The following is a 17,218-nucleotide window of genomic DNA, read 5'->3' as shown; positions in this document are numbered from 1 at the left end:
GAAGACTCCGGTCGGAAGAGGGGGCTTGCGTGCCTGCGCGGGCTCAATCGGTCATTGCGGGGTGATGCCCAGCTTTTGCGTCACGTCCTGCCAGCGCTTGAACTCGGCGTGCAGGAAGCGGCTGAATTCGTCGGGCGAGGTGCCTTGCACGATCACGTCGCGTCCTTCCATGGCGCTGCGCACGTCCGCGCTGGACAACGCGGACTTCGTGGCCTTGTACAGGCCGTCGACGATCTCCGGCGGCGTGCCCTTGGGCACCAGCAGTCCATACCAGGAACCGCCCACCAGATTCGGATAGCCGCTTTCCTTGGCGGTGGGAATCTCGGGCGCCCGGTTCAGGCGCTTTTCGCTGAAGATCGCCAGCGCCTTCAGCTTGCCGTTGCGGATGAAGGTCAGCGTGGTGCCCGGCGTGTCCAGCGTGTATTGCACCTGGCCGGCGATGACGTCGTTCAAAAGCGCGGCGCTGCCGCGGTAGGGGACATGCGTGGTCTTGATCCCGGCATCCATGTTCAGTTGCTCGGAGAAAAAGAAATTGGCGGTCATGATGCCCGGCGACGCGTAGTTGATCTCGCCGGGACGGCTGCGCGCGTACTCAACCAGTTCAGGCAGCGTGTTGGGCGGAAAAGCCGGGTTCGCAACCAGGATGAAGGGGCCGCCGCCGACCAGAGTGACCGGGATCAGGTCGTTCATCGGATCATATTGCAGGTCCTTGACCGTGAGCGGGGCCCCGGTCAGCGGCGACGCCGTGGCGAACAGCACGGTGTAGCCGTCAGGCTCGGCCCGCACGACCTGCTGGGTGGCGATGGTGCCGCTGGCCCCCGCGCGGTTCTCGACCACGACGGGTTGCTTGATCTCCTGGCTGAGTTGCTGCGCCAGCATGCGCGCCACGGTGTCCGTGCCGCCGCCCGGCGGGTAGCCGACGATCATGCGTATCGGCTTGGCAGGCCACGCCTGGGCCGACGCCGCAACGGGCAGTGCGGCGGCCAGCAGGCCTGCAAGGCCGCACATGGCAGCGAGGGCGCGGCGGCGCGCGGGACGTGTGGCGAGTGCTCGAATGATCATGGATGACTCCTGGATGCTTCTTGCTGGCCGGCGCCCTTGCAGATACCGGCCGTTGTCGGATCCCGCGCCGCCTTGATGCGTGAGGCCCGGTTGCGGCGGCGCAGCCGGATCGGGCCGGCCTACTTGTTCGCGGCCAGCCCCAGCTTGCGGACGATCTCCGCTTCCAGCGCGTACTGCTGCGCGGCATAGGCGGCGTAGTCCTTGCCGTCCATGTAGACCAGTTCCTGGCCGTATTGCGTCAGGATCTGCTTGAAGGCCTCGGATTCGGCCACCTGCTTGAAGACGGCATGCAGCTTGGCGACAACGGCGGGCGGCATGTCCTTGGGACCTGCAATGCCGAACGGCGCGTTGGCGGGCGGCGTGCCGTCAAGTTCGTGCAGCGTGGGCGTGTCCGGATACTGCGCGCTGCGATGTTCGCCCCAGGTCACCAGCATGCGCATCTTTCCCGATTGCACCTGCGGCTGCACGGTCGTCGAGCCGGCGTATGCCGTCACCTGTCCGCCCATCACCGCCGTCAGCACTTCGGATTCGCCTTTGTACGGGATGTGGCGCCAGGTCACGCCGTTGCGTGCGGCGATGTCTTCCATCATCACGTTGGACGCGCTGCCGACGCTGGCCGTGCCGTAGGTGACCTCATTCGGATGCTGTTTCGCATAGCGGATGAAATCTGCCCACGTCTTGTGCGGCGAGCCCGCGGGCACCGCCACGCCCAGCGTGTAGCCGCTGAGCATCATGACGTAGGTGAAATCGCGTGTCGGGTCGTAGCCCATGTCCTGGATGTGCGGCATGCGATAGACCGGGCTGGGCAGGACGGCCAGCGTGTAGCCATCGGGACGCGCGGTCTTGATGGCGCGTGCGCCCATGGTTGCGCCGGCCCCGCCGCGGTTTTCGATGACGATGGCCTGGCCCAGTTCGGGCGCGGCCAGCTCGGCGAATTTGCGGATGACGGTGTCGGTGGAGCCGCCCGCCTGATAGGGCACGATGATGTGAATCGGCTGCGCGGGGAAGGGCGCGGCCGTGGCCAGGGGCGCTGCCAGAACAGCGCTGGCAAGCGCCAACGCGCGCGGCGCGCGGGCCGCGCAAGCCAGCGCGGCGGTCAGGGTGCGGAGCAGTCGCGGGATCATGATGTTCTCCATTCGAATCAGGCAGTGGCCCAGGCCTGCGCGAACGCGCGTTGGAAGTTGCCGCCGAGTACGCCGGCGATCTGGCTGTCCGTCAGTCCGGCCTCGTGCAGCGCGTGGGTAAATGCGGGAAATTGCGCCGGCGTCGGCGTTTCGACGGGGTAGCGCGCTTCCATCACATCGCCAAAGGCATCAGAAAAGTCGCCGCCCGATTTCGCGTACTTGGTGCGCGACATCACCATCACATGGCGCACGGCCTCGTAGGTGTCGACCGACGGAAAATCCGTGCCGATGCCCACGTGTTCATAGCCGACCAGTTCGCCGATGTACTTCACGTTCGCGACGAAGTCCGACAGCAGCGGCTGCTGGCGGGGATCGCCGCGCCAGCTCAGGTAGGCATGGATGCTGCATCCGACCACGCCGCCCGTCGCGACGACCGCCTTGATGACGTCGTCCGACTTGTTGCGCGGCCGGGCGATCACGGCGTTGGCGTTGGCGTGGGTCAGCAGCACGGGCCTGGTGCTGTGCCGGGCGGCGTCCAGGCAGGTCTGCGGCGCGCAATGGCTGAGGTCGATGGCGATGCCCACGCGGTTCATCTCCGCAACCATCTTCACGCCCAGATCGCTCAGGCCGGCGTTGCGCTTTTCCAGGCATCCGTCGCCCAGCAGATTGGCCTCGTTGTAGGTCAGCTGAATGACGCGCATGCCCAATTCATGGAACAGGGCGACGCGGTCGATCTGGTCGCCCAAGGGTTTGCCGTTCTGCCAGCCCATGATGAGCCCCAGCTTGCCGGTCTGCTTGGCGCGCGCAATGTCGTCGGCCGTTTCCACCAGCAGCCAGGACGAGTCCGGCGCGGCGCAGCGTTGGCGCCAGGCCATGCAGTCGCGCAGCGCCTGCTCGAAGTCCGCGCCCATGTCGCTGACGGTGACGTTGATGGCGCTGACGCCGCCGGCCAGCATGTCGCGGGTGCTGCCGTCGCTGAAGAAGACCAGACCGTCGACGACGGTGGCGCGGCGATGCAGGTCGGCGATGTGACTATCCATGGAAGAACTCCCCTTTTGTTGTATGCATGATTTCAATGCGTGCCCGTCAGGTCCCGTAGCGGCCGTAGCGGAACGGGAGCAGGTCGATGGCGGGCGTTTGGCCCTGGATCAACTGCGCCATCAACTCGCCCGCCGCCGGGCCGATGCCGAAACCGTGGCCCGAGAAACCGGAAGCAAGGTAGAGCCCGGGCAGGCCGGGCACCGCGTCCATGACAGGCATCGCGTCGGGCGTGACATCGATGTAGCCGGCCCAGGACTGCGCAATACGTGCTTCGCGGAATGCGGGAAAGGCGTGAACCAGCCGGCGCCAGGCTTGCGCCACGCCGCGACTGGACGGCGATGGATCCAGCACGCGATGCCGCTCGAAAGGCGATTCGCGGTCGGCCGGAAAATGGTTCGGGATCTTCAGTTCCTCGAAGAAGCGCTTGCCGAAACGCAGCCGCACGAAGCTGCTGTTGGCCCGCCACGCGCTGAAGAAATGCGGCATGAGGCGGAAGGTGTCGGGCACCACGTCCGCCATCGACGCGCCGAACTGCGACACCGAATAGCCGCCATCGGCACGTTTGCGGCAGGTGAAGTCCTTGCCGTTGATCGCCGCCTGCGGTCCCGCGTCGAGCGGCGTCGTGCGCAGCACGGATCCACGCACCTTCAACTGCGGGAAGTCGGCGCCCAGATTGCCGCAAAAGAGCCGCGACCAGGCGCCGGCCGCCACCAGCACCGCCTGCGTGGCAACGCGGCCGTGCTCCGTGATCAGGGCGCTGACGCGGCCCGCGCTGCGCTCCACGCCGCGCACGGCGCAGTGCTCAACAATGTGTGCGCCCGCGGCGCGCGCCAGCGAGGCGATACCGCGCGTCGCCATCTGCGGTTCGGCGACCCCGTCCGTCGGGCTGTACATGGCGCCTGTCCAGGCACGTCCCGTCGACGGCAGCATGTCCTGCACCGTGCGGCGATCCAGCAGGCGCGCATCCACGCCATGCGCGCGTGCCCCGTCCAGCCACGCCTGATGGCCGGCCGCGTCCGCGTCGTTTTCCTGCAGGTAGAAGATGCCGCTGCGGCGGAAACCCACGTCCACCTTTTCCTGGATCTCTGCCCATAGCCGGTTGGCGCGTTGCGCCAGCGGCACTTCCGGCAGATCGCGGCCCAGCGTGCGCACCCAGCCCCAATTGCGCGACGACTGTTCGCAGGCCAGCGTGCCTTTCTCGAACACGGCGACCCGCAGTCCGGCGCGCGCGAGGGAATAGGCGGTGCTGATGCCGATGATGCCGCCACCAACGATGGCGACGTCGACCGAGGCGGGCAGCGCCGTGTCGGACGGGCCAGAAGCAGAAGCGGGCATTGGAGCGGCGGAGGGCGTCGGCGTTTGAGGCGGATGCGGTTGCATGAAGATCCGGATTGATTAAATATCGCTATTCGATAACAATCTACGTATAACGATAACTGCGAGTATTTTTATACTGCTCGCCGGGTCCGGCTACAACGTAAGGGTTTCCCTAGGCTGCCGGACTTTCCGGCTCCCCGCGGGCAAACTCCGTCCCTGCTACCCAAACCGAATCCGAATGTCTGAACCTTCCGCCTTGTTGATCCAGTCGCTGGAAAAAGGGCTCGCCGTGCTCGAGTCCTTCCGGGGGCACGCCTCTTTGAGCCTTCAGGAGATGGCCCGCGAAAACGGCATCACCATCGGCTCGGCCCAGCGCGTGGCCTACACGCTGGAAAAGACCGGCTACCTGTTCAAGGATCCGCGCAGCAAGCGCTACAGCATGACGGTCAAGGCCGTGGGGCTGGGCTACAGCTATCTCTACCGGCAGCCCTTGTTCCAGCATGCGCATGCGGTGCTGCATCAGGTCAACCAGGAGTGCGGCGAGATCGTCAATCTGGCCGTGCCCGACGGCGACAACATGGTGTTCGTCATGCGCGTCGCGCCGGCTAGGCACATTCCCGAGTACCTGCCGGTGGGCACGCAGATTCCCTGCGTGGCGACCGCGTCGGGGCGCGCGCTATGGGCGTTGCTGCCGCCGGATGAACTCGATCTCAGGTTGCGTAGCGTGACGTGCGCGAAGTACACGCCGCACACCACCACCGATATCGACCGGCTGCGCGCGTTGATCGACGAGGCAAGACGGAATCAGTACGCCTATGCCGACGAAGAGTTCTTCGCGGGGGATTTGAATGTCGCGGCGGTGATTTATGGCGACAACGGCGATCCGCTGGGTGCGGTCAACATATCCGTGCCGAAGCCGCGCTGGTCGCTGGCGCGTGCGCGGGAGGAACTGGGGCCGCTGGTGATCCGGGCAGCCAGGGCGATCAGCAAGCGCAACTGATGCCGACCGCCCGGGATGCCGGGGATTACCAGCGATACCGCAACGTCGCCATGACGGTGCGTTCTGCGCCCCAATAGCAACTCACGGCTGTGCCCAGGCAGTTGGCCACGTAACGCTTGTCGAACAGGTTGGACACGTTCAACGCGACCTGCGCGCCGGCAAGGGCGGGGCTGGCGCGGCCCAAGTCGTAGCGGATCGCCGCATCGACCAATGTCACGGCCGGGATGGCGTAGTTGTTGTTCAGATCGCCATAGAAGCCGCCGCGGTACGTCACCCCCGCGCCCAGGCCCACGCCCTGCAACGGGCCGTCGCGCAGCGTGTAGTCGGCCCACAGGGCGGCCTGATGGCGCGGCACGAAGTTGAGCTGATTGCCGCGCTGCGCGGGATTGTTGCTCTTGGTGATCTCGCTGTCGCTCAGCGCGTACGACATCGTCAGATCCAGGCCGTTGTCGAAACTGGCCTTGCCCTCCAGCTCCAGTCCCTGCACCTGAACCTGGCCGGTCTGCACGACAAAGCTGGTATTGACCGGGTCCGGCGTGCTGACGTTGTTCTGGTTGATCTGGAACGCCGACAGCGTCACGAAGCTGGCGTAGCCGTTGGGCTGGAACTTGATGCCGGCCTCGTACTGCTCGCCGGTCGTCGGCTTGAGCGGCGAGCCGTCGCGCATCACGCCGGTGACGGGCTGGAAGGACGTGGAATAGCTCAGATAGGGCGCCAGACCGTTGTCAAAGCGATACGTGACGCCGAGCCGGCCGGTGAAGCGGTTGGCGTCGGCATCGCGCGAGGTCCATGCCCATTGCCCGGCGCTGCCGCGCGCGCCGGTATCGGTGGTGCCTTCGGTCCAATCGTAACGGCCCACCAACGTGAATAGCAGACGGTCAAGTTCGATCTGGTCCTGCGCGTACACGCCCAACTGGTTGCGCGTCATGTTGATCTTGGTGGCCGTGGGCGGGCGCGTCACCGGTGTGCCGTAGTCGGGGTTGAACACGTCGAACAGCGGCGACGCTGGCGGCAGCATCAGCCCCGGGCTGCTTTCGTTGTAGCGGGATTTTTCCCGCAGGTAATCCAGGCCGAAGGTGAGGTCGTGGCGTGTGGGGCCGGCCGTGAATTTGGCGTTCACCTGATTGTCGATCTGGAACGCATGCGATGTCTCGGGGAAGGCCCACGCGTAACGGATCGCCTGGGTCTCGGACGCCATCGCGCCGATCTGCACGCGGCGGGTGTTGGTGTCCACGTTGGTGTAGCGGGCGCTTTGCCGCACGCTCCAGGTGTCGTTCAGGCGGTGGTCCAACGTGTAGCCCACCATGGTCTGCTCGTTGGTGAAGATGTCGTAGCCGGGTTCGCCCACGAAGCGGTCGCGCGGAATGTAGCCAGCGCTGCTTTTCTCCAGCGTGCCGATGACCGGCAACACGGGCGCGCCGCCGCCGCCGTGGCTGGTGATCTTCTGGTACTGCACGTTCAGATTCAGGCTGGTGTCGGACGACGGGCGCCAGGTGAAGCTGGGCGCGATGAACTGGCGTTCATCGTCGACGTGCTGGTACTGCGTATCGCTATCGCGCAAGGTGCCGGTCAGGCGATACAGAAATTTGCCTTCGTCGTCGGCCGGACCGGAAAAGTCGAAGGAGCCCTGGTACCGGTTGAAGCTGCCCGCCTGCAGGACGACTTCATTGATCGGCTCGGCGGTGGGTCGCTTGCTGGTCATGTTCACCAGCCCGCCCGGGGCGCTCTGGCCGTAAAGGCCGGACGACGGTCCCTTCAGGATCTCTATCCGTTCCAGGCCATAGGTGTCGATGCGCGGCTGCGCGTATCCCCGCGCGCCGAAGGGGAGAAGCAGGCCATCCAGATAGCGCGCCGGGGTGAACCCGCGGATGGTCAGCCAGTCATAGCGCACGTCGTTGTCGCCGTACTGGGCGAAGATGCCCGGCGTGTAGCGGACGGCCTGCGCCAGCGAGGTGACGCCACGCCAGTCCATTTCATTGCGGGTGATGACGTTGATGGTCTGGGGCGTGTCGATCAGGGCCGCGTCCGACTTGGTGCCGGACCGGCTGCGCGTGGCGACGAAGTCGGCGCCGGAGGTCGGCGACGCATCGCTCGATCCCTGCACCACAACCGGCGACAACGTGGAGACATCGGCGGCCGCCGAAGGAACGGGTTGCGCGCCGACGGACGCGGACGCCGCAAAGGCGGCGAGCAATGCCAACGGCAACGGCTTGACGGAGAAGGACACGGGGTTACCACCTGATCAATTTATAATTAACAAGAATCATTCTTGTGCGACGGCATGATTCCAGAACACCCGCCGGATGTCTGACGATTTCGCGGCGCCCATTGACGGTTTTGCTGCACTCGGCGCAATTGCGCTTGTTTCCCATGTCCGCTGAGCTCTCGCTTGACCCGTACACCGCTCCCGCCAAGCCTCACGAATGGTGGCGAGGGACACTTCCCACCGTGCCCGCGACGCAAGACTGGGAAAACGTCATCCAGTGCGTGGTGCGCGTCGAGGAAGGCGTCAGTGTGGTGGTGCTGGACGGCTGCCCATCGGCGGCGCTGACAATTCCCGCGCCGGGCGCGCCGGTGTTCGGCATGCAGGTATGGCTGGAGGGCGACGCCGTGCTGGCGTTGGACGGCGGCAAACCGCTGAAGGTGACCGGGGGCGCGGCGCTGCTCTTCAACCACGAACAGCCGTTGGGGTGGACCACGCACCTTTACGCGAATCGGCGCGTCCGGATGCTGGATATCCGATACACGCCTGATGCGCTCGCCCGTGCAGGCGACTCGGCGCCCATCACCCTGCTGACCCAACGGTTTCGCCACGACGTCAGCGTGCCGACCCACGGATCGTTGGTCGCAATGCTGGACGCGCCGGCCAGCCTGCTGACGTTGGCCACCGACATTTCCCGCAACGCGCCGACGGCGCCCGAGGCGCGACGGATCTGGTACCGCGCCAAGTCGCTCGAGACGCTGGCTGCCTTTGTGGAATTGCTTTCCGTGCAGCAAGTGCTGAAGGGACCCGCCGCAGAGGAGCGTCAGCAGGTGCAGCAAGCTTGCCGCTTGCTGCGGGAACGCTGCTCGGAACAGTGGCCGCCGGGGCGTGTTGCGCGGATGGTGGGCTTGTCCGAAAGGCGGCTGCAGGAATTGATGCGCGAAACCGTCGGCCGTTCGGTGCACGCCTATCTGAGCGACGCGCGGCTGGTTCGCGCCTCGGACCTGCTGCGCAGCGGCATGAGCGTCACGCAGGTGGCCGGCGACTTGGGCTACTCAAGCCTCAGTCATTTCAGCAAGATCTTCAAGGCGCGATACGGCGCATCGCCACGCGCCTGGTAAGGCGCTGAATATGCTCAGCGGCACGTCGATCAATCGATGCGCATCAAACCGCCGGCCCCTTGATCAGCCACTGCAGCATCCTCCGCAGCGAATCCCGGTCATACTCCGCATCGGTAAGCCGGTACTGCTCCGGATCACGATTCACCCACGAATCGGTCACCGTCCACGCATCGCCGTCCTGCTCAAGCCGCAGTGCATAAATCCAGTTGCCGGTCCAACTGCGATGCAAACGCAGCCAGCCGTCGTGCAGGTAGATGAACCATTTGTCTTCCATCTCCTTCGGCACGAAGCCCTGTTGCAAGCGGGCGTACTCGTCGGCGGTAAAACGCCCCTGAAAATGCAGCGGTTCACGCTGCGCCGGCGCGGGCAGGTGCTTCCAGGAGTCTGGGGTGGCGATGGGCATGTGTGGGCTTCTGTTCTATGCTGGATTTTTCGCATACTACCAAGGCCCCGCCATGCACCTTCAAGCCGCCATTCCGATCCTGCGCATTTTCTCCGTGGAAAAGGCGCGCGACTTCTATCTGGATTTCCTGGGGTTCACCTGGGACTGGGAGCACCGCTTCGAGGCGGGTTTTCCGCTGTACGCACAGGTGCATCGCGGGGATCTGGTGCTGCATCTGTCCGAGCATCATGGCGACGCGACGCCGGGGTCGGCCGTATTCGTGCGGATGCAGGGCGTAGATGAATTCCACGCGGAGGTCAGCGCCAGGCAGTATGCCTACATGCGGCCCGGCGTCGAGGAGATGCCTTGGGGGCGCGTGATGGCGGTGATCGATCCGTTTGGCAATCGGCTCAGCTTTTGCGAGTCACAGGACTAGCGGCCTGCGCCTAGACCCCCAGATAGCGGTGCGCCAGGTCGGGCTGCGCGGCCAGCTCGGCGGGGCTGCCTTGCCAGACGACGCGGCCTTTTTCCAGGACGTGGTGGCGGTCAACCAGGGTCGCCATTTCCTTGAGGTTCTTGTCGATCACAAGAATGGTCTGGCCTTCTTCCTTCAAGCGGCGCAGGCAGTTCCAGATTTCCTGGCGGATCAGGGGCGCGAGGCCTTCGGTGGCTTCGTCCAGGATGAGCAGGCGTGGGTTGATGAGCAGGGCGCGGCCGACAGCCAGCATCTGCTGTTCGCCGCCGGATAGCGTGCGGGCGGATTGGGTGCGGCGTTCCTTCAGGCGCGGAAACAGGTCGAAGACGCGGCCGACGTGCCATCCTGCGTGCGTGTTGCGCGCGGTGGCGACGAGGTTTTCTTCGACGGATAGCGATCCAAACACGCGGCGGCCTTCGGGGACGAGACCGATGCCTAGCTGCGCGATGCGGTGCGGGGCCATGCCGGTGATGGGTTTGCCGTCGAGCAGGACGGCGCCGCCCTGCGCGGGCAACATGCCCATCAGCGTCTTGACGGTCGTGGTCTTGCCCATGCCGTTGCGGCCGATCAGCGAGACAACCTGCCGAGGCGCGATGTCCAGGTCGACGCCAAAAAGCACTTTGCTGGCGCCGTAGCCGCCTTGCAGTTGGTTCACTTGCAGCATCAGTCCTCCTCGCCCAGATAGGCGGCGCGCACGTCGGGATGGCGGCGCACCTCGTCGGGCGTGCCGGTGAAGATGGTCTTGCCGTAGACCAGCACGGTGACGCGGTCGGCCAGCGCGAAGACGGCGTCCATGTCGTGTTCGACCAGCAGGATGGCGTAGCGGCCCTTCAAGGTCTGGAGCAGCGCCGTCATGCGTTGCGATTCCTCGGCGCCCATGCCGGCCATCGGTTCGTCCAGCAACAGCACGGAGGCGTCCAGCGACAGCGCCATGGCAATTTCGAGCTGGCGCTTTTCACCGTGCGCCAGCGCGGACACGCGCACGCCGGCGCGTCCGGCAAGACCGACACGTTCGAGCGCATCGCGCGCCGGTTCGCGCAGCCGGGCCATGCGCCGCGCGTTGCGCCACAGGTTGAAACCGCCCGGGCTGCGCGCCTGCACGGCCATGGCGACGTTGTCTTCGGCGCTGAAGTCGGGGTAGAGCTGGCTGATCTGAAACGAACGGGCCAGGCCCGCGGCGGGGCGCCGGTAGGCAGGCATGCTCGTGATGTCGGCGCCGTCGAGCCAGATGCTGCCGGCATCGGGCAGGATTTCACCGCTGATCTGCGATAGCAGCGTGGTCTTGCCCGCGCCATTGGGGCCGATGAGGGCGTGCAGCTCGCCGGGCCGGACCGCGAGGTCGACGCCCTGCGTGGCGTGTACCGCGCCAAAGGATTTCTGCAGGCCGCGGATCTCCAGTTTAGGGTGGGTCATTGCTTGCCTCCCACGAGCCAGCCGTACACGCCGCGTTTGCCGAAGAGCACCACCAGCACCAGCACAGGTCCCAGGATCAGCATCCAATGCTCGGTCCAGCCGGTGGCGACCTGCTCCAGGCCGAGGTACACGGCCACGCCGAGCACCGGGCCGAAGATCGAACCCATCCCGCCCAGGATGACCATGGCCATGAGCTCGCCGGACTTCTGCCAGGCGGACATGTCCGGGCTGACAAAGAGCGCGTAATTGGCCCACAGCGCGCCGGCAAGCCCGGTCCCGGCAGCCGACAGCACGAACGCCGTGAGGCGATAGCGCAGCGGCGCGAGGCCCAGGGCGATGCTGCGGCGCGGATTCTGCTTGATGCTCTGCAGTGCCATGCCGAACGGCGAATTGACGATGCGCCGGCACACGATGATCCAAAGGGTCATGAGCGCCAGGCACACGTAGTAGAAGGTGGCCGGATCGTTCACGTTCAGCCCCGGCAACGTGTTGCGCGCATCGATCGACAGGCCGTCGTCACCGCCGTAGATCATCAGTCCGACAAGGATGAAGTACAGCATCTGCCCGAAGGCGAGCGTGATCATGATGAACTGCACGCCGGACGTGCGCAGCGACAGAAAGCCCACAACCAGCCCGGCCAGCGCGGCAACCGCGACGGCGAGCGGCCACATGACCAGCGCGGCATTGCTGCCGCTCCAGCCAAAGATCGTCTCGCCCATGTTGACGTGGAAGGCAGCGATGCCGATGACGTAGCCGCCTAGCCCGAAGAATGCGGCGTGGCCGAAGCTGACCATGGCGCCGTAGCCCAGGATCAGATCCAGACTGACAGCTGCGATGGCATAAATGAGAAATCGCGTCATGAGGTTGACGAGAAAGCTCTCGCCCGTGGCTTGCGCGATGGCCGGCACCAGCACAAAGAGCAACAGCCCGATCGCGTTGACGACGACGCTGCGGGTGATGCGCGGTCTGCCAGCAGAGGAAATGTCTGACACCCTCGACGCGCCGTCACGGTTTGGAGTGCCGCCTCGGGTGTCGGACACCGATGCGCCCGCGCCGCCGGTGTCAGATAGCGGTCCGGCAGCGGGATTCGTTGAAGTGGGTCTGGTCATGAATATCTTTCCTAGCGCTGGGCCGGCACCAGTCCGCGCGGCTTGAACAGCAGCACGATGGCCATCAGGATGTAGATGCTGGCGGACACGAGGCTCGAACTTGCGGAGTCCGAGAGCTCGGGCGGCAGCAGGCGCGACATCCAGAAGGGGATGTAGGCGCGCCCCAGCGCATCGGTCATGCCGATCATCAGCGACCCCACCAGCGCGCCGCGCACGGAGCCGACGCCGCCCACCACGATGACGACGAACGTGGTGATGAGAATGCGCTCGCCCATGCCGATCTCCACTGCCAGCAAAGGCGCGGCCATGACGCCCGCAAAGCCGCAGAGCAGGGCGCCCAGCGTGAAGATCAAAGTGAAGAGGCGCTGGATGTTCACGCCCAGCGCGTCGACCATCTCGCCGTCGTCGGCGCCGGCGCGCACCAGCATCCCGACCCGCGTGCGCGAGATCAGCAACCAGAGGCCCACCGCCACCAGCGCGCCCGCACCGATGAAGGCGAGCCGCATGATGGGATAGTTCAAGCCGGGCAGCAGCGCAACGGATCCCGACAGAAAAGGCGGGATGTCCATGAAGGGCGGGCTGCGGCCGAACAGCACGGTCACTAGTTCGTTGGTGAATAGCGTGAGCCCCAGCGTGGCCAGCACCTGATCCAGGTGATCGCGCCGGTACAGGTGACGGATGACCAGCAGTTCGACGATCAGCCCGTACAGCGCCGCGCCGGCCAGCGCAGCCAGCAGGGCGGCCGCGAACGAGCCCGTGGACGCCGCCGCGCTGGCCGCGCAGAACGCGCCCACCATGTAGAACGAACCGTGCGTCAGGTTGATGACGTTCATGATGCCGAACACCAGCGTCAATCCCGCCGACAACAAAAACAGCAAGGCGCTGTACTGCAGGCCGTTCAGGACCTGCTCCAGGAACATCAGCATTACGACTCCTTCTCGGGAGAGCCTGAATGGCTAGGCCGCGCGGCGCCAGCGAGCCCGGCGCCGCGTGCCTTGTGCCGCGTCATGGCATCTTGCAGTCCGCGGCATGCACGTCCGTGTGGTCGCGGGCAAGCACCTTCAGATTCTTGTAGACCAGCTTGCCGTCGGGACCCGCTTCAATGTGCAGCAGATACCAGTCTTGGATCGGATGCTGGTTCGGGCCGAACTTGAATTTGCCGCGCACGCTGGGAAAGTCCGCGCGCCGCAACGCATTGCGGAAGTCGTCGGGCTTGCCGGTGATGTCGCCGTTCACGGCCTTCAACGCGGAGCCGATCAGATTGGCGGTGTCGTAGGCCTGGGCCGCGTAGGCGGTGGGCGCGCGGTTGTAGGCCTTGGTGAAGGCTTCGACGAAGTGCTTGCTCTGCGGGTTGTCCAGGTCGGCGCTCCACAGCGAGCTCAGGTAGAAGCCCTTGCCCGCGGTGCCGGTGGCGGCCAGCATGCGGTCGTCCATCGAGTAGATGGGCGTGATCATCTTGATCTTGTCCGCCAGGCCCGAGTTGGCAAACTGCTTGGTCAGGTTGATGCCCGCGCCGCCCGGATGGAACTGGAAGATGGCGTCGGGATTGAGCGAGCGGATGCGCGCCAGCTCCACCGAGAAGTCTGCCTGCTCGAGCTTGGTGTAGATTTCGTCGGCGATCTCGCCTTTGTAGGTGCGCTTGAAGCCGGCGATGGCATCGCGGCCGGCCTGGTAGTTCGGGGCCATGATGACGACGCGCTTGGCGCCCAGCTCATTGGCCGCCATGCCGGCGGTGTCGGCGTACGAGTCGTTCTGGAACGCCACCGAGAAGTAATTGGGGTTGCAGGCCTTGCCGGCGAAGTTGGACGGGCCGGCGTTCAGGCTGACGTAGAAGGCGCCGGCGTTGAGCACGGTAGGCCCGACGGCGGCCATGACGTTCGAAAAATTGATGCCGGTGAACAGCCGCACGCCGCCTTGCACCATCTTGTCGGCGATCTGCTTGGCGTTGGCAGGTTTGAGCGCGTCGTCCTCGACGCGCACGTTGACCGGCACGCCGCCCAGCTTGCCGCCGCCTTCCTTGACGGCCAGCATGAAGGCGTCGCGCTCGTCTTCGCCGATGTAGCCGGCAGGCGTGGACAGCGTGCCGATGAATCCGATATCCACAGGTTTCTGCTGGGCGCTGGCCGCGTACGAGGCCAATGAAAGCATGACGGCGGCTGCGCCGCGGATGGTGCTTTTGTGCATGGTTGTCTCCTCTTGTTCTGATGCTTGTATGCCGCGTGCTCTTTGGCAAGCGGCGTTTTCCCTGCTGTGTCTTTTGCTGCGACTATTGCTGCAACTATTGCTGCGTCATTCTCTGCAGCTTTTGCTGCGTCCTTTATTGCCGCGCCGTCTATTGCGGCGCGCTTCCCGCCAGGCAGTTCTCCACCTTCCACCCATACAGCCACTGCAATGCGTCATAGAACTGGGCCTGGCTGCGCCCCGTCCACAGCATGTTGCGCACGGTGCGCTCCACGCCGCGCGCGTGATAGAGCCTGCCCATTTCGCGTGTCGACCACACCACGCGCGCACTGCGCGGGATGCGAACCGATTCGTACAACCGGAAGGCGGCGGGCAGGTCGTGCTCGCACTGCCTGATGGCCTCGCCCAGCGTCACGGCGTCTTCCAGCGCCATGCAGGCGCCCTGAGCCATGTATTGCGTCATGGGATGCGCGGCATCGCCCAGGATCGTGACGCGGCCCTCGCCCCACTGTTCCACCGGCTCGCGATCGGCGGTCGCCCAGCGCTTCCATGACGTCGGACGGTCCAGCATCTGATGCGGCGTCGGGTGTATGCCCTGGAAGTACGACAGCACCTCGTCCTTGCTGCCTTCCCGCACGCCCCATTCTTCCTGCTCGCGGCTATGGAAGGTGACGACCAGGTTGTATTGCTGCCCGCCGCGCAGCGGATAGTGCACCAGGTGGCAATGCGGCCCGGCCCACAGCACCGGGGCGTTGATGCGCAGCTCCCGGGGCATGTTCTCTTCTTCGACCACCGCGCGGTAGACCACGTGACCTGTGACGCGCGCCGGATCGCCCACCATGCGCTCGCGGATCACGGACTTGACGCCGTCTGCGCCCACCACCGCGTCGGCGCGGTAGCGGTTGCCGTGCGTGTCCACGACTTCCACGCCGTAATCGTCCTGCGTCATGCTGGCGATCTGCGTAGACGTGCGGAACTGGATCAGCGGGTCCTGCTGCACGGCCTCCAGAATGGACAGATGGATGTCGGCGCGATGAATCACCGCATACGGGCCGCCAAACCGTGCTCGGAACGCTTCGCCGGTGTCGATGCGCACGACCTCCCTGGCGTCCACCGCATCCATCATGATGATGTGGTCGGTGAAGACCGCGCGCTCGCGCGCCGTGCGGCCCACGCCCAGGGCATCCAGCGCCGCGAAGGCATTGGGGCCAAGCTGGATGCCGGCGCCGATCTCGCCGATGTGCGCGGCCTGCTCCAGCAGTTGCACGGCAATGCCCTGCCGCGTCAGCGCCAGCGCAGCCGCCAGCCCGCCAATGCCGCCGCCCACGACGATCACGGTTTGCGTCTTCGGGTTTGCCGCCTGGTTCGTAGTCATGTCGGAATCTCGCGGGTCAGTCGTGGCCGCCCAGGAAGGCGCCCTGTTGCTTCAATTGCGCCTGCAGCGCGGAAATGGAAACGTCGCCGGGCGCAATGCCGTCGCGCAGCGCCATCGCGGATGCGGTGCCGGCGGCTTCGCCCATCACGAAGCAGCTGCCGCTGACGCGCGCCGCCGACTGCCCCTCGTGCGTCATCGACGCGCAGCGGCCAGCCACCAGCACGTTGCTGGCCACGCCCGGTCCGCGCCGCGGCACCATCATGCGAAACGGCAGCTGGTTGTAGCCGCGCGATTCGGGGATGGGCGGCCACACCCACTTCACGTCGCCCGCCGTGTGCATTTCCAACGGCCAGCCGTTCACGCCGATGCTGTCCGGAAAATCCGCGCAGCCCAGCACGTGCTCCTTAGTCAGCACGGCCTCGCCGACGATGCGGCGCGTTTCGCGGATGCCAAGCTGCGGCGCGATGTCCAGCACATAGGCCTGTTCAAAACCGGGCACCTTGGCGCGCAGAAACGCCAGGTAGTTCATGATCTGTCGGCGGCCTTCCAGCTCGCCTGCCGACAGGGACTCCGCGTCGGTGCCGTCCGCCGCGCTGCCGTCCGCATTGGCAAGCTGCGTGACGTTGACGCGCCATTCGTAGTCGTGCTTTTGCGGCCGCACGATGGCACCTTTGCGCGGAAACGTGAATTCACCGCTGGCGGCTGCGTCGTCCATCAGCGCCGGGATGGTTTTCCAGGCCTCCTGCGCACGCGCGCCGTCCACATTGCCCACCTTGAACATCAGCGTGGGGTAGAGCATGTGGCCGTGGGCGTCGCCCTTTTCAAACGGCAGGCCCCCCCAATTCGCGATATCGGCGTCGCCCGAGCAGTCGATGAAGATCTTTGCGCGGACGGCGCAGCGGCCGGACTTGGTTTCCAGAAACAGCGCATCGACCCGGCCCTGATCGTCACGCGTCAAACCCGTGGCGAGCGCGTGGAACAGCACCTGCGCGCCGCTGTCATGCACCAGGCCATCCGCCGCGCACTTGAAGGCCGAGATGTCGTAGGCCTGCGCGTGGATCTTGCCCAGGATCAGGTGCGGATCGTTCAGCCCGTCCATCGCGCGCATGCGGTCCAGCAGGTCGTCGGTCATGCCGTGCACCACCTGCCGGATGTCGCCGTGGATGTTGGCGTGCAATCCGCAGAAGTTGGATACGCCCGCGGCGGTGCCCATGCCGCCCAGGAAGCCGTATCGCTCCACCAGCAGCACGCTCGCGCCGTTGCGCGCGGCGCTGGCGGCCGCCAGCACCCCGGCGGGGCCGCCGCCCAGGACGACGACCTCGTACTCGCCATACAGCGGCACCTGACGGGCGGGTTCGGTGATGACCATCTGACTCTCCTTGCGTTCATTGCAGCCGGCGTGCGGCGTCCTTCTT

Annotated in this window: 16 protein-coding genes; 3 read left to right on the top strand and 13 right to left on the bottom strand. The window is 65.7% G+C overall.

Features of this window, described 5'->3' with window-relative positions; genetic code table 11:
* Positions 1 to 51: 51 nt before the first annotated feature.
* The 4 genes from B2W22_RS20775 to B2W22_RS20760 all read right to left on the bottom strand — a co-directional run bounded on the left by B2W22_RS20775 (position 52) and on the right by B2W22_RS20760 (position 4,562).
* Positions 52 to 1,062 carry a Bug family tripartite tricarboxylate transporter substrate binding protein gene (locus tag B2W22_RS20775; RefSeq protein WP_286939404.1) on the bottom strand — a complete coding sequence of 337 codons (1,011 nt, stop codon included), beginning with the start codon at positions 1,060 to 1,062 and terminating at the stop codon, positions 52 to 54.
* Between the two features lie 119 nt (positions 1,063 to 1,181).
* Positions 1,182 to 2,186, bottom strand: coding sequence for a tripartite tricarboxylate transporter substrate binding protein (locus tag B2W22_RS20770; RefSeq protein ID WP_286939403.1), 1,005 nt, complete (start codon positions 2,184 to 2,186; stop codon positions 1,182 to 1,184).
* A 17-nt stretch (positions 2,187 to 2,203) separates the two neighbouring features.
* Positions 2,204 to 3,226: a dipeptidase gene (locus B2W22_RS20765; protein WP_175184853.1), complete on the bottom strand. Its 1,023-nt coding sequence runs from the start codon at positions 3,224 to 3,226 to the stop codon at positions 2,204 to 2,206.
* 46 nt (positions 3,227 to 3,272) lie between these two features.
* On the bottom strand, positions 3,273 to 4,562 hold the full coding sequence (locus B2W22_RS20760; protein WP_286939402.1) for an NAD(P)/FAD-dependent oxidoreductase: 1,290 nt from the start codon (positions 4,560 to 4,562) through the stop codon (positions 3,273 to 3,275).
* Positions 4,563 to 4,782: 220 nt separating this feature from the next.
* On the opposite strand from B2W22_RS20760, the gene B2W22_RS20755 reads away from it, so the two are divergent.
* Complete coding sequence (locus B2W22_RS20755) at positions 4,783 to 5,544, top strand: IclR family transcriptional regulator (RefSeq protein ID WP_175122209.1); 762 nt, start codon at positions 4,783 to 4,785, stop codon at positions 5,542 to 5,544.
* 25 nt (positions 5,545 to 5,569) lie between these two features.
* Here B2W22_RS20755 and B2W22_RS20750 read toward each other — a convergent pair whose 3' ends face one another.
* Positions 5,570 to 7,771, bottom strand: a complete 2,202-nt coding sequence (locus tag B2W22_RS20750) for a TonB-dependent siderophore receptor (RefSeq protein ID WP_286939401.1) — start codon at positions 7,769 to 7,771, stop codon at positions 5,570 to 5,572.
* A gap of 143 nt (positions 7,772 to 7,914) precedes the next feature.
* Here B2W22_RS20750 and B2W22_RS20745 point away from each other — a divergent pair, with 143 nt between their 5' ends.
* Entirely contained in the window at positions 7,915 to 8,868 is a 954-nt protein-coding gene (locus B2W22_RS20745; protein ID WP_175122211.1) for a helix-turn-helix transcriptional regulator, read from the top strand.
* Positions 8,869 to 8,911: 43 nt separating this feature from the next.
* Here B2W22_RS20745 and B2W22_RS20740 read toward each other — a convergent pair whose 3' ends face one another.
* Complete coding sequence (locus B2W22_RS20740; RefSeq protein WP_239215125.1) at positions 8,912 to 9,271, bottom strand: hypothetical protein; 360 nt, start codon at positions 9,269 to 9,271, stop codon at positions 8,912 to 8,914.
* Between the two features lie 52 nt (positions 9,272 to 9,323).
* Between B2W22_RS20740 and B2W22_RS20735 the strand changes: the two genes are divergently transcribed.
* On the top strand, positions 9,324 to 9,686 hold the full coding sequence (locus B2W22_RS20735; protein WP_175122213.1) for a glyoxalase superfamily protein: 363 nt from the start codon (positions 9,324 to 9,326) through the stop codon (positions 9,684 to 9,686).
* 10 nt (positions 9,687 to 9,696) lie between these two features.
* Here B2W22_RS20735 and B2W22_RS20730 read toward each other — a convergent pair whose 3' ends face one another.
* The 7 genes from B2W22_RS20730 to B2W22_RS20700 form a co-directional block, all read right to left on the bottom strand.
* On the bottom strand, positions 9,697 to 10,389 hold the full coding sequence (locus B2W22_RS20730) for an ABC transporter ATP-binding protein (RefSeq protein ID WP_286939400.1): 693 nt from the start codon (positions 10,387 to 10,389) through the stop codon (positions 9,697 to 9,699).
* Positions 10,389 to 11,138 (bottom strand): ABC transporter ATP-binding protein, encoded by a 750-nt coding sequence (locus tag B2W22_RS20725; protein WP_175184846.1) that lies wholly within the window; start codon positions 11,136 to 11,138, stop codon positions 10,389 to 10,391. The genes B2W22_RS20730 and B2W22_RS20725 overlap by 1 nt, the downstream gene beginning before the upstream one ends.
* Positions 11,135 to 12,097 carry a branched-chain amino acid ABC transporter permease gene (locus tag B2W22_RS20720; RefSeq protein ID WP_286939430.1) on the bottom strand — a complete coding sequence of 321 codons (963 nt, stop codon included), beginning with the start codon at positions 12,095 to 12,097 and terminating at the stop codon, positions 11,135 to 11,137. The genes B2W22_RS20725 and B2W22_RS20720 overlap by 4 nt, the downstream gene beginning before the upstream one ends.
* Before the next feature lie 161 nt (positions 12,098 to 12,258).
* Positions 12,259 to 13,173 (bottom strand): branched-chain amino acid ABC transporter permease, encoded by a 915-nt coding sequence (locus tag B2W22_RS20715; RefSeq protein WP_105240906.1) that lies wholly within the window; start codon positions 13,171 to 13,173, stop codon positions 12,259 to 12,261.
* A 79-nt stretch (positions 13,174 to 13,252) separates the two neighbouring features.
* On the bottom strand, positions 13,253 to 14,431 hold the full coding sequence (locus B2W22_RS20710; RefSeq protein WP_286939399.1) for an ABC transporter substrate-binding protein: 1,179 nt from the start codon (positions 14,429 to 14,431) through the stop codon (positions 13,253 to 13,255).
* A gap of 148 nt (positions 14,432 to 14,579) precedes the next feature.
* A complete protein-coding gene (locus tag B2W22_RS20705; RefSeq protein ID WP_175122218.1) occupies positions 14,580 to 15,803 on the bottom strand; it encodes a 3-hydroxybenzoate 6-monooxygenase in 1,224 nt (407 codons plus the stop codon).
* A 16-nt stretch (positions 15,804 to 15,819) separates the two neighbouring features.
* Positions 15,820 to 17,172, bottom strand: coding sequence for an FAD-dependent oxidoreductase (locus tag B2W22_RS20700; RefSeq protein ID WP_175122219.1), 1,353 nt, complete (start codon positions 17,170 to 17,172; stop codon positions 15,820 to 15,822).
* Between the last annotated feature and the right edge of the window lie 46 nt (positions 17,173 to 17,218).

Source organism: Achromobacter sp. UBA4530 (genome assembly GCF_002388205.1).
In the GTDB taxonomy this organism is placed as follows: domain Bacteria; phylum Pseudomonadota; class Gammaproteobacteria; order Burkholderiales; family Burkholderiaceae_B; genus Achromobacter; species Achromobacter animicus.
This window is presented reverse-complemented; position numbering and strand designations above follow the sequence as displayed.

What these genes read in the sequence shown, in the direction of transcription:
- B2W22_RS20715 (WP_105240906.1), bottom strand. Translation starts at nt 13,173, where the DNA reads ATGCTGATGTTCCTGGAGCAGGTCCTGAACGGCCTGCAGTACAGCGCC.
- B2W22_RS20730 (WP_286939400.1), bottom strand. Translation starts at nt 10,389, where the DNA reads ATGCTGCAAGTGAACCAACTGCAAGGCGGCTACGGCGCCAGCAAAGTG.
- B2W22_RS20745 (WP_175122211.1), top strand. Translation starts at nt 7,915, where the DNA reads ATGTCCGCTGAGCTCTCGCTTGACCCGTACACCGCTCCCGCCAAGCCT.
- B2W22_RS20700 (WP_175122219.1), bottom strand. Translation starts at nt 17,172, where the DNA reads ATGGTCATCACCGAACCCGCCCGTCAGGTGCCGCTGTATGGCGAGTAC.
- B2W22_RS20755 (WP_175122209.1), top strand. Translation starts at nt 4,783, where the DNA reads ATGTCTGAACCTTCCGCCTTGTTGATCCAGTCGCTGGAAAAAGGGCTC.
- B2W22_RS20760 (WP_286939402.1), bottom strand. Translation starts at nt 4,562, where the DNA reads ATGCCCGCTTCTGCTTCTGGCCCGTCCGACACGGCGCTGCCCGCCTCG.
- B2W22_RS20740 (WP_239215125.1), bottom strand. Translation starts at nt 9,271, where the DNA reads ATGCCCATCGCCACCCCAGACTCCTGGAAGCACCTGCCCGCGCCGGCG.
- B2W22_RS20710 (WP_286939399.1), bottom strand. Translation starts at nt 14,431, where the DNA reads ATGCACAAAAGCACCATCCGCGGCGCAGCCGCCGTCATGCTTTCATTG.
- B2W22_RS20705 (WP_175122218.1), bottom strand. Translation starts at nt 15,803, where the DNA reads ATGACTACGAACCAGGCGGCAAACCCGAAGACGCAAACCGTGATCGTC.
- B2W22_RS20735 (WP_175122213.1), top strand. Translation starts at nt 9,324, where the DNA reads ATGCACCTTCAAGCCGCCATTCCGATCCTGCGCATTTTCTCCGTGGAA.
- B2W22_RS20770 (WP_286939403.1), bottom strand. Translation starts at nt 2,186, where the DNA reads ATGATCCCGCGACTGCTCCGCACCCTGACCGCCGCGCTGGCTTGCGCG.
- B2W22_RS20765 (WP_175184853.1), bottom strand. Translation starts at nt 3,226, where the DNA reads ATGGATAGTCACATCGCCGACCTGCATCGCCGCGCCACCGTCGTCGAC.
- B2W22_RS20725 (WP_175184846.1), bottom strand. Translation starts at nt 11,138, where the DNA reads ATGACCCACCCTAAACTGGAGATCCGCGGCCTGCAGAAATCCTTTGGC.
- B2W22_RS20775 (WP_286939404.1), bottom strand. Translation starts at nt 1,062, where the DNA reads ATGATCATTCGAGCACTCGCCACACGTCCCGCGCGCCGCCGCGCCCTC.